General features: G+C 53.1%; 5 protein-coding genes. All 5 read right to left on the reverse strand.

Going from position 1 to position 11,393, the window contains the following annotated elements:
• Positions 1-33: 33 nt before the first annotated feature.
• Entirely contained in the window at positions 34-2,460 is a 2,427-nt protein-coding gene (locus GJ633_RS00710) for a PglZ domain-containing protein (RefSeq protein ID WP_156586321.1), read from the reverse strand.
• 6 nt (positions 2,461-2,466) lie between these two features.
• Positions 2,467-6,189: a BREX-1 system adenine-specific DNA-methyltransferase PglX gene (gene pglX, locus GJ633_RS00715; protein ID WP_156586323.1), complete on the reverse strand. Its 3,723-nt coding sequence runs from the start codon at positions 6,187-6,189 to the stop codon at positions 2,467-2,469.
• A 2,228-nt stretch (positions 6,190-8,417) separates the two neighbouring features.
• Positions 8,418-10,022 carry a BREX system P-loop protein BrxC gene (gene brxC / locus GJ633_RS16875; RefSeq protein WP_197431163.1) on the reverse strand — a complete coding sequence of 535 codons (1,605 nt, stop codon included), beginning with the start codon at positions 10,020-10,022 and terminating at the stop codon, positions 8,418-8,420.
• Entirely contained in the window at positions 10,015-10,584 is a 570-nt protein-coding gene (locus GJ633_RS00725; RefSeq protein ID WP_156586325.1) for a BREX protein BrxB domain-containing protein, read from the reverse strand. Before GJ633_RS00725 ends, brxC begins: the two co-directional genes overlap by 8 nt.
• Positions 10,574-11,386, reverse strand: coding sequence for a BrxA family protein (locus GJ633_RS00730; RefSeq protein WP_156586327.1), 813 nt, complete (start codon positions 11,384-11,386; stop codon positions 10,574-10,576). Before GJ633_RS00730 ends, GJ633_RS00725 begins: the two co-directional genes overlap by 11 nt.
• Positions 11,387-11,393 lie beyond the last annotated feature (7 nt).

Below are 11,393 nucleotides of genomic sequence, written 5' to 3' on the forward strand. Positions count from 1 at the left end.
ACTACGACAGCCCGTTGTTGTATCCGAGATCACTCACACGTCAAATCCCATATCGTCATCTCCGAAGAGTAAATCGAGGCTCACAGTCTGTCTCGTGATCGTCTCTCTGGTGTCAGTATCGACGACTTCGAATTGGACCGTATCTTCTCCCGAGATGGCTCCCTGTTTGAGTCGGACACGAGCACTGTTGTCGCCCGGTGAGATCTCCATTGTAACGGCATCCGCAACTGATTCACCATCGATGGTCGCACGAACCTCTAATGTTGGTGCGGGGTCGAAGGCGACTTGCCCACTCTTGGCCTCAATCTCTACGGTGAGTATGGAGTTCGTAATCGGATCGGGGATCGAGACATCGTAGCTGATCGACGCGCTCTCTTCGATTTCGCCCGTGGTCACAGTGAGACACGGGACTAGGAGTTCTTGAAGCGAAATCCCACCGTGGAAGTAGCGCATATTCCCACCTCGTGACTTGAAGCAAGCGACACTACGGGGGAATAGCAACTTGATCTCGGGGCCATCAATGCCGAGTTTCGACAGTGCCTCGTGATCGATCTCGACGAACTCATCAGTATCGACGAGTGGTGTTTCGCGGTCGGCAGCAGCGAACCGGCGTTTGACGACCGGAGCAAGGTCAGGAGCCTCAACTTTGTGATCGTCATTCAGCCGGTCCGTATACAGGAACCCGTGATCGCTGGTGATCACGAAGCGAGTATAGCCGGCCTGTTTGAGACGCTGGACAGTCCGTTCGACATCGTCGACGTGAGACGCAACTTGGCTGAATGCAGCATCGTCGTCAAGACTCTCGCCGAGTTTGTCAATCGTGCCGGAGTAGACGACACGCGGAACGGGGTCGGACTCGGTCAGCTCTTCCAGTGAAATGTCGCCCACTTCGTCCATATCGACGACATCGAAGCCCGCAGCACTGAGTCGTTTGACGCGCTCAGCCTTTCCAGCCATTTCCTCACCGCCGCTGGTGACCACGAGTTCGTCGTCGTCGAGCGAGAGTCCGAGCTCGCCCGGAAGGTGTGCGGCCATCCCAACCTCGGTGATTGACGGTAGCGCGGCGCTCACCGCGCTCAGGTCCTGCTCGAAATCGGTTCGTCGGCCCAGATTCTCGCGGATGGCTTCAGCAAGTTCGTAGCGGAGCCCGTCACAGATAATGATCGCCGTTCCGTCTTCGACCTCAGCGAATTCCTCGTAGAACGAGGTCTGTGGGGTTCCGAGTGTCGGATCGTCGCTCAAAATCTCTGCCAGAGGCCGGTTGACGCCCTGAAGGAAGGCCATGTAGTGGTTAGTGACCTGGCGTTTCACCGTGGCTTCCTTTGGGTACGGGAATGTGGCCTTCTGGGTCGCGTTGATGTAACGCCGATAGGCTGCGTCAACCTGCCACCAGCCATCGTCACTCGTGTACTGTCCTGCGAGTTCCGTCGAACCCATCGCTTTCGCGTCGTCGACATCGACGGTACCGATCTGACGAAGCGTCTCAACCGCCAAAGCAGGCACCGACCAATCGACGAGGTCCTCGTTGCTCCAGAAGCTGTCCCGGCGTTTCGTGACTGTCCGATTGAGTTCCGCCGCGATCTCCGGAAGATCAGCATACGTTCCCTCAGCAAGTCGATCCATCACGAGTCGGATCAGGCCAGTGTCAATACCTTTGAACGCTGTAGCGTTCCATCGGGTTTGATCGGATTCGATCACGGCCTCTGTGAGGTCGTAGTCGGCTTCGATCTCTCGTGAATAGCGGGTAAAATCGGCAGGAGTGTACTGTTGCCAGTCGTCGCAAAACTCCGCCGCAGCTTGAGCATCGTCTGCAGCGAGGTTGTCGTACTGTGCCGTCGGCGCACGACTCGTCACCTCTCCGAAGAGGAGTTGGGTCGCCAGTTCCTTCGGGTCCAGTCCGGCATCGATGCCGTACTCCTCGCGGAGCTGTGCATCCCACGCATCAGCCATCGCGTTATCTTCGATGTCTTCGCGGTATTCCTCAGGGTCAGTGAGATAGTCACGGACCCACTCGTCGATTGCTGGACCCACAGTCTCGAAGAGCACGCAAAAGAACGCCAGCCGTTGGTACTCGCGGTTCTGTCCCCAATCCTCGTAAGCGTCCGGGATTTCTTCGTCATGCTCGACGAGAAACTGCGTCACCGGTGTGTCGTCAATGTCCTGGCCGACGCGATACTGTCGGCCGAGCGCGTGAACATCGCGGAACCACTCAGCGTCGTTCCGGGACTCAGGGATGTAGAACAGCCAGTTCTTCTCGTAATTCGGATCCTCATTTCGGAGACGTAACTTCAGTTCGAAGTAGCTGTCGTCGTAGCGTGCAAGTATGACATCGTCGAGTTCAGCTTCGACCTCGTCGAGAACCCCCTTGTACTTCTCCTGGGCGTCGTACCACACCCAGACTGGGTGTCGGTCGAATTTTTGGCGAAGTTCCGTGACAATGCTGTCTGCGAGATCACCCATATCGAATTACCTCGAATAGCTCGATTTCAGCTTTGGAAGTCCGGTTTCTAGGACTTCGTATTGGTCCCACTCTTTGATGTTCTCCCAGATTCCTTTCTCCACATCAACTGTGACACCGTCGTCAATCATTTCGTCGATGGTATCACGGAATTCCTTAATGTCGTCAAGGTCGTTTTGGACTTCTTCTTTCCTCTTCAGGAGCTCTTTATCCGGATTATCCCCGCTAGTTTGAGCATTGAGGGTTTCAAGCTCATTTTGGAGTTCATCGATCCGTGGATCGAGATACTGACCCCGGAGCTTCGGAAGTGTGTTCGCGTCTATGTCGTGGTAGTAGATGAAGCAACTAAATCCACCGTTAGGGCTTTCGAGTTGCCAATAGATTGGGCTTCGCTCACCTCGTGGTTTGTACTCATCAACATGATGGTACCGGAAGAAGTTCTCTCGAAGCCAATTAACCGGCTGATCTCCCAAGGCGGATTCGAGTGTGCGTTCGGCCTGCGCTGAATCCTGAAATAGTTCGTTGAGAGCCTTCGAGAACAGGTTTGTGACTGAAGTAGTCGAGTGGTCAAAAGCAAGTATCTCGTCATCAAGAGTGGGGATCTCGGTACCAGTTTTCCATCGGTCAAACAGCGAGCCCACAATTAGTGAAACCACTCGACCTGCGGTCCTCGTCTGCTCATCGTCAGTATAGAGGTCGTAGTCGTATCGAAGTTGGGCTACGGTTAACGGGGAGATCCCAGTTTTTTCGGCTGCTTCGCGGAGCGGGACTCCGTCTAATGACCGGAGAGTTTCCACTGCTGAATCAAGCCGCTCGTCATCGAAGTCAGATACATCTAAATACTCGTTCAAGAATTCTGGATACTCAACGTGAACATTATCATCCACAGGATAGTTAGAGGTGTTCTTTGGGAGATTTGCGTACATCTGTTCTTGCGTCTCAGAGGAGATCTCATATTCATCGAAGAGGAGAGTGTCTGAAATCCCATGGACAGTAAGGATGCGAGCTTGAGTCGTCTCCTCTGCATACAAGAGGTCTATTGTACTTGATTCAAGCAATTCTGTAATTGCTGATCCTTCGAAGTCTGCACTAATCTCTGTTAGCCGGGAGAGTGTTTTACTCTCTTGAATTCCCGTTTTAACTAACTCAAAAAGCTCCTCTTGATATTCGTAATCCGTTTTTAGTGGGAAACGTTTCGCATCTCCCACTTCAAAATTCAGCCCGGGATTTAATCCATTAGCGATGAACCGGTGTAAGGTCGAATTGAGATTTGCGAGTAGTATCTCATTCGAGACCTCTTTCGGGAAGATGGCGTGAGCTTTGTGTGAAAAGATCGTATTTTTGGTTTTTATTCGAGATACAAAGTAGTTCCCGAACGACCGGAAAGTCGTTCCCTGCTTGAAGTAGTAGTCCATATTTTGAGGTCTACTACCATCGTATTCCGCGATTGGATCACCGGCTTGTTTCCAGTCAACGAAATCCTCAGGAACATCATAATATTCAGAATCAGTACCACTTTTTTGGAAGCGTTTGAATCGGTTCTCTAACTCAGACTGAGGGAGCTCCCAAGACTTTCGGACGAACCGGTCATCGTCACCAGTCGCTAAACCTTGTTTGACCTCAGCAATATCGTCGATGCTCGGATACTTCGAGAACAAGCTGAGAGTCTCATCACCGAACCAATAGAGGAAGGGTCTTCTGCCAATATCGTCAATCCGAGTTTGAGAGAAGGAATATACATCTTTATGAGGTTCCCCAGATCGAAGCGTTCGAGCAATCTGGTCAAGACCAGATATTTTCTTCTTATGACTGTCATATCGATCTTGTTCATGTGTCATACGGTAGAATCTTGAGTATTGGCCACTGCTAGGGGGATTTCCACGGAGTACAAATGGGATGGTAAATGGCCGGTCCTTCATCGAGAAGGAGTGGCCAGATAAGTGAGCAGCCTCAATGAAATAACTCTCATTTAGAAGCTTCTTTCGCAGTCCTCGGAAGTAATAGAGGAACATAAAATTCTCTGGAGTAACCATACTAACGTGGCCATCCTCTGACGAAAAGGAGAGACAGCGTTCGATGAAAGCGCCATAGACATCATATTTCCCCACGTAATGGTCTCTGATGTAGTCCTTGAGCGTCTCGCCCATCTTTTTACTCTGTAGATATGGCGGATTGCTGACGACCGTATCGTATTCTCCCATCAGAACATCGAGGAGTTCCACTGTTTTTCCAACCTCGGCAGCGAACATCTCCTCAATTGGGTCATTATGTTCGAGCGCTTCACTAGCGAGGTTCTGTACGCTCTGCATTAGCCGGGACTTGATTTCGTCCCAAGACTCTTCCTCACCGCCTGCAACGAATGTCGATTGAGAGGTCAGCCCACCACCGCTCGTGAATTGTGCTTGGCCGGTTGCCTCGAACTCTTCTCGGTATTCGTCGAGAACCTCATCAATGCGGTCTTCGACCTGAACCAAACTGCCTAACTCACGGATGTCCCCGAAACTATTCCAGATCTGCTCTAAGATTTCCCTCTCCAATTCCGACCCCGAGCGTTCAAGTATCTCTTCTTTCCTTTCACCGTTAATCAGCACGGCGTCTGCTGAAACGATGTTCAACTGTGGGATTTCGACATCCGGCGATTGGTCTTTCGCCTTTAGATAGAGGGATAGGGCAGCGATTTGCGCAGCTCCCGAATCAATGTCGACACCATAGAGATTGTTCCGGAGAATCTCACGGGGGATGTACTTCTCCGCGATTTCACTCTCTTCTAGATACATCTGGTAGAGAACGTCGAAAGCATAGAACAGCATATGACCACTTCCGCAAGCCGGGTCAAGTACGGTGATCTCTTTGACCGATTTCGTCTCGCGGTCAGTCAGCGAGTCTTCGAGCGGAGCAAGATAGAAGCACTTGTCCTCATCGTTAATACTGGTTCTCTCACCTTGCATTTCGAGCCACAGCCGTCCAAGCGAATTGTCGACCATCCACTCGACGATATAGCGCGGTGTGAACAGCTGGGTCTTCGTGGCGATGTCTGTTCCTGCAATCTTGTAGTTCTCTTCATCGACACGCTCGTCGATCTCCTCGCGTTCTTCTTCTCCGAAGTACTGGTAGACCCAACCTAAAGCCTCGTCACTCTCCCAAGCCTCGTTTTCGATGGCATCCAGTTTGTCGAGAACTTCTTCACGCACCTGTGGATCGAGGTCGATGACGGTGTGTTCGGATTCCTCGAAAATCATCCGAATCTCTGCGCCGATCTCTTGGTACGCAAGTTCGAGTGCGGTACCGAAGCCATCGTCAGGTGCGTTGGTTAGCTCGCCTGCGATTTCGGCGACCGTGTGGTGTATGTACGACCGGTTGCCGTACTCCGGTCGCTCGGTGATGGTTTCCTCAATGATACCGCGAATCTCGATGGTTTTCAGCGCAACAAATCGATTGAGGTAGGTCTTCGTCGCTTCCCGGACGTAGTTGGTGATTGACCGCTCTAGGTCGCCTTCGGTGGATTCGAGTTCACGTTCGATAGCTGCATTCAGTGTTCGCCGAGTTTCGATCTCTTCAACGGAGAGGTGTGTCAGGTTCTCCAACGGGAGTCTCTTGTCTTCGTAGATGCCGTATTTTTCGAGCTGACGGCGAAGTTCGTCTTCAAGTGCGTGGCGTGTACTGAGGATCGTGCTTCGGATGGTCGAGCGTTGATCCGACGAGAGACCGGGTTGACCGTGGGTTGTGGACATGGATATTAGAGGATGGCACGCCGCTGTGAGACGGGTGGGGTGACGGCGTGCCGTGTCGTGATTCCCACCCGTGGTGACATACCACGGAAAAGCAGTCGGCGTCTCTTATAATTGTGGGAGTGCCGATTTCAGAGGTTCCATCTGGGATCCAAATTCAGTCTGAAAATCTCGAATACTGGTGTATGAGCTATCGGAAGCGGATCTCTACGTCGTCATCCTGATCGAGGAGTTCCTCGACTTCTGCCCGGAGCTCGGAGATTGGTTGGTCGATGTCGTCCGGATCGGTGACAACGACAGTTCCGAAGATGGAGTCAATATCCACACTCTCTCGAACCGTCCCGTCTTCTTCATCGTCTTCTAAGTCGTCGATCTCGGTTTTCGCAGCGTCCTCGTACGCATCGACGGTTTGGATATGTTCAATGAGTCGTGGGAGTGACGGCGTCGGGTTGATGTGCTCTTCATCAGCAATGTCCAGGTCTACTGTTCCTTCTCCCTGCCGTTCCGTCAGATCGGATAGAGCGGCGTTGAGATCGGTTTCTTCGATGTCCGACCCAGCGTATGCCCGGACGGTTTCGATGGACTTCTTGTACGTCTCGTGGCGTTTCTCGTACAGGGATTCGTACGTACTCGTGAAGGCTTCGGCGGCAGTTCGGTAGTCAGTCTTGACATTGTTCCACTGGCTGATGACACCTTCCGTGTCTAACGTATCAGCAACGCGGCGGGCCGCCTCACGGGCTTCGTCGCTGATTTCGACGAGCCTAGCGTGGTCATCGGCCTCGTCGACGAGGGACTCCCACTCGGTCGTGATGAACCGCTGGATGGTTTCGTAGGTCTCCAACCGGTTCTGGCCGCCGGTCTCACCGCAGAATTCGGCCACATCCTTCGCGGTTTTCGTGAGGCCTTCGAGTTCGTCTTCGAAGTCGACGAACTGTTTGATACGCTTGGCCGATGTGGGCTGTTGCAGCAGATTGTTTAATCGCGTCTGGAATTGCTCTACGTCGTCTGCTAGCGGGAAGTCGACCCGCTGGAGTTGCGAGAGGAGTGTGCTCGTAGTTGAAACCCACTCGTTGGCTGCCTCTCTGATCCCCTCGTCGACGGCCTGGTCGGTCGATTTGACCTTTCGGTCGAAGAGCCGATCAAGGAGCTGCTTCGCATCCGTTCGCGTTTCGACATCGACGGTCTCCCGCTCATCGAACGACGTGGACTTGAATTTCGTTACCTGTGTGAACAGCTCCTGTGCGCCGTCCTCGGAATACGTCTCGTACGTTCGCTCCTTGTGTGTCGGAATGACGGATCCGTTTCTAAAGAGCACGGCAGCGGCCAGGCGAACGACTTCCCGGCTCCACCCGTACGGTGGTTCAGCGAAGTGGTCGATCAGATCGCTTCCAGAGCGGGACTCTCCGGCTTTCTCGCGTCGCTGAATTTCGTCTTCGACTTCAGAAGCGATTCGGGCCTCTGCGATGAGATCGCCATCTTGGACGACACCGAGGTCCGAGAATACAGATGGGTTCGACGAGCCCTGGAGATCACCGAAGATCTGCTCGATGTGACGATCTTTGACCGTGGCTGACCCGTGTTTGAAGCTGGAGAAGACTTTGGGAATGGCGTTGTCCGTCTTCCGCGACACGAGCGAACTAAGTGAGGTGCTTGTCGTGTCGAATTCCTCGGTGTCTCCGTTGTAGATGAGTGTTCCGCGCTGGAAGCTCCGTTTGAACTCGCGTTCAACCTCGTTCCGGAGACGCTGGAGATCTTCTTGTTTCTGCCCGAGTGCTTCCTGCTCCTCTTGGCTGAGCTCGTTCCCACGCTTCGATTTGACGACGGTGTTGATTTGGTAGATCGATTTCAGCTTCTCGTAGATGCTGTGTTGCTTCTCGTCGTCGGCAATCCAGTACAGCGTATCGTCTTCGCTGAAGCTCTGTGTTTTCAACCCGTCTGGGTCGAGGTCTTCGTACCGTTGGTGGATCGGTGAGTAGGTTTTGAGATCGACGTGTCCGTTCGACGTGATGGTTTCTCCGTCGATGCTCAGATTCAGCTGGAACGTTTTCCCTTGGTAGTTGACGCGTGATGTTTCGTCGAGGATGTCGTTCAAGAAGCGTTTCGAGGAGCGACGGATGTCGCCGGGGCCGACCTCGATGCTTTTGATTTCGTTTTCGAGTTCACGCTCGGTCTCTCGAAGGAACCGGTAGCCCTCTTCGCTTCGCCCGACGAGCCCGGCTTCGACGAGTGCATCAAGCGTGTCTTGTACGTCGCTTTCTAACTGCTTCGTGGGGCCGAGCTCCGTCTGGAGTGAGGTTGCAATATTGTCGGCGGTGTTCGGGATCCAGGGGAGTTGTTGGAGTAGATAGAGTGACTTGAGAACGCGGCTGGCGATTTCTGGATCGGCGTTTTTTGGGTGTGGCTTCCCGGATGGATTTGACATCGTTGCTCGGGATGTCGTTGCTGATCTCGTCAAAGATCATATCGAGCGTGACGAGTGCCCCGAGTTCGTCGTCGTAGAGATGGGTATCGTCTTTAAGCACGCTCTGTGTGACATCGATGAGCGTTCTCTCGCTGCCCGCGAGTTGGTCATCCGAGCCTTTGCCCAGCGCCTTGAACATCTCCGGGAGAATGTCGAGTTGGTACGGAAGGAACGGGTAGCAATCGATGAAGTTCTCTCTCGTGATTGGCTTCAGACTCTGACCGGAATCGAGCTTGTACCTGGCGGAAAGGATGCCTTCGTGCTGATCGTACAGGCTCCCGATGGCTTCCCTGGCGTCGCCTTTCTTGCTGAGAACACGGTCACGGACGACCTTGTCGAGGTTTTCGGACGTGAGGTCGAACCGGTGCGGGAATCGATCGATGACTTTCGATTCCTCGGCCTCTTTTTCGAGCACACCGGGGATGAGCTGCTGGAGCTGTTCTTGGGATGTGACTCCGAGGTACACCTTCCCCTTGCCTTTCTGGCCGAACTCCTCGACGATACTCTGGAGTTCTAAGAGGAGCTGTCCGTCATCTCCGATGAACTGAGAGATCTCGTCGATGAAGACGAAGTATCGGGAGTTGTTCCCCGTTTCGCGTTCCTGCTGTTCGACGTATTCGACGATGTCTTCCGCGAGGGTCGAAGCGTTGATCAGAACGTTGTCCTGAACATCGTCGATCGCACGGGCTGCGTCGTCTTCGTCGTCGAACTCGTCTGTCGACTCTACCAGTGCGGTCTCCATATCCGACCGCACGAACATCGCATCCTTCCGGGCCTCTGTCCAGTCTTTCCCGGTGTTTGACTCGATGGTAGCGACGAAGTCGTCGTACACGCCTCGTGATTCGAGTTCCTGTTCCATCTGGGCGACCCAGGGCATAGAAGCGTACCCGCGGGACGTGTTGAATTCACGGTGAATGATCTCGGTGATGGATTCACTTCCAGATGCATCGGCCTTCGCGCCGATCTGGAACATCAACACCTCGGAATCGAATTTGTTCGTGACCGACGAGACGGCTCCGTCGAGCATCTCGTTGCCCTCGATCCGATCACGGAACATCTCCGCTGCATACGTATCCCCGAACTCCCGGTTTTCCAGGACGTGACCGAGGATCTTCATAAAGTGGCTTTTCCCGGATCCGAAGAACCCGGAAACCCACATCCCAACGTCCTCTGTTTGGGCGTGTTCCGTGTCGATGACGGCCTCTAGGGCGTCCGAGAAGTGCCGTTCGAGTTGCGGTGTGAGGATGTACTCTTCGAGTTCTTTCTTGACGACGCTCGGGTCATCGTTATCGACTTTGACGACCCGGTCGATCTTCCGATTGATCGGCCGGTAGAAGATCTCGTTGATTTGGTAGGTAGAAGTAGTGTCACTCATGTCCGATCACCTTCGCGCGGTAATATGTTCCCTCAGATTCGTCGAGGAATCTTAAACTCTTGTCATCAACGGTCGCCGGATAACAAAACACGATCGGGGTGTCATCTGGCGTGTTCGTCTCCAACTGCCCCATAAGCGTAGATGCACTAGCGAACGGATACAGGATACCCATTCGATACACAACAACGGTGTCTGCGTCTTCGGCTTGCGTGGCAATAGCCGATGCCAGTTGCCCCATTTCACCGTCGTCGAGTAGTGAGGATTTCAATCCGCTGAGCAGCTGTTCACGATCCCGGCGTTCGAGGTCGATTACGTTGTCGAGGATGCCTCGCTCCTCTAGCACGCTGAAGACGAGGTCACGCATATCGATCGCGGCAACCGTTTGGTCGTGGTACTCCAGTTTCTCGATGAGACTCCGAATTTCCTCATCGACTTCGATTTCGTCGGCGGGATCGTACGTGAACACGATGAATGGAACACCCGCTCGCTTTCCGACTTCCTCTCTATCCTCACGAACAAGTCGTTCGACTTCTTCGAGTCGTGTTTGAAAGTCAGAAAGCATCGATCAACTTGTCTATCGTCTCGTGTTTCATTCTCAATCGTTCTGTCGATCCGCGTTTCTCATAGTTAATGTACTGTGGCGAAATATCGCGGATTCGGCGCTGGACTTCGGATTCATCCATCAAGAAGAGTTTCCAGTCATCGTGTTCGATCACGTCCGATGCGGACGAAGCCTCGTCGTCGAAGAGACGATACACCACGTACGCGATCGTTTCGTCAGGGATGTAGGTAACTGCGAATTCCTTTCGCTGTCTACCTTCTAACAGGCCGAAGTTTCTGAGTGAAGTGAGATACTTCGTTGCTGCCTCATTGATCGTTGAGTCGGACCGGTCACGAAGGTCAGCATAGTCGTCCTTGATGGATTTGAGGAACGTGACGATGTCTTCGGCCTGGATAGAGAGAGTGCCGCGCTGAAACTCGGGATAGAGGAATTCGATCGTGATGAGGCGGATGAATGGGTCTTGGGCGAACTCGTAGTAGAGACACCAATCGGCTACATCACTCCGAACGTCAGTTGAAAGTACCCGCATTAGCGGGGTCTCGGTGTAGTCTTCTTTACTCGGGATGTGTCTCCGGGTTACCTCGCGGAGAATGTTCGTTCGGTACTCGTCCGTGTTTTTGTTCAGGATGTTGTCTTCGACCACCATCCGCTCCAGTTCATCGTACGATTCTGATTCGGTGTACGCCTGAAGGATTCGCTTGGTCTCGTCGATGTAGGTACTGTGATGGGCGATTTTTGGGTCAAGACTCGTGGCTTGATCGCCGTTGTCTTCGTTTTCAGGCTCCAGGTGTTCGTTGCTCATATGGAGT

Origin of the sequence: Halorubrum sp. CBA1125 (assembly GCF_009742825.1) — an archaeon.
In the GTDB taxonomy this organism is placed as follows: domain Archaea; phylum Halobacteriota; class Halobacteria; order Halobacteriales; family Haloferacaceae; genus Halorubrum.

Coding starts and splice junctions, on each gene's coding strand:
- GJ633_RS00725 (WP_156586325.1), bottom strand. CDS start 10,584: ATGCTTTCTGACTTTCAAACACGACTCGAAGAAGTCGAACGACTTGTT.
- GJ633_RS00710 (WP_156586321.1), bottom strand. CDS start 2,460: ATGGGTGATCTCGCAGACAGCATTGTCACGGAACTTCGCCAAAAATTC.
- pglX (WP_156586323.1), bottom strand. CDS start 6,189: ATGTCCACAACCCACGGTCAACCCGGTCTCTCGTCGGATCAACGCTCG.
- brxC (WP_197431163.1), bottom strand. CDS start 10,022: ATGAGTGACACTACTTCTACCTACCAAATCAACGAGATCTTCTACCGG.
- GJ633_RS00730 (WP_156586327.1), bottom strand. CDS start 11,386: ATGAGCAACGAACACCTGGAGCCTGAAAACGAAGACAACGGCGATCAA.